Source organism: Stenotrophomonas sp. YIM B06876 (genome assembly GCF_030711595.1).
In the GTDB taxonomy this organism is placed as follows: domain Bacteria; phylum Pseudomonadota; class Gammaproteobacteria; order Xanthomonadales; family Xanthomonadaceae; genus Stenotrophomonas.
Window position 1 is genome coordinate 1 of sequence record NZ_JAUJUJ010000639.1, and the last position, 363, is coordinate 363.

General features: G+C 66.9%; 1 pseudogene. It reads left to right on the plus strand.

From position 1 onward, the window contains the following. Positions 1-363 (plus strand): annotated as a pseudogene (locus QZH66_RS18825) (serine protease); the annotation flags it as partial.

Genomic DNA, 363 nt, shown 5'->3' on the forward strand with positions numbered 1-363 from the left:
TTGCCAAGGTGGGCGCGGTGGGCGATGCGGCCAGCTGCAACATCGACGTGAGCTGCCGGCCCGAGTTCAGCAGCGAGAGCCGTTCGGTGGCGCGCATGCTGTTCGTGGACAACGGCGGCAGCTACCTGTGCACGGGCACCTTGCTCAACGATGCCAAGTCGAGCGGCACGCCGTATTTTTTGAGCGCCAGCCACTGCATCGCCACGCAGTCGTCGGCGTCTTCGCTGCTCACCGACTGGTTCTACCGCTCCACCGCATGCAACAGCGGCGTGCTCAACCCCGGCACGCAGCGCCTGAACGGCGGCGCGACGCTGTTGTACGCCGACGCCGCCACCGACACCGCCTTCATGCGCCTGAATGCCG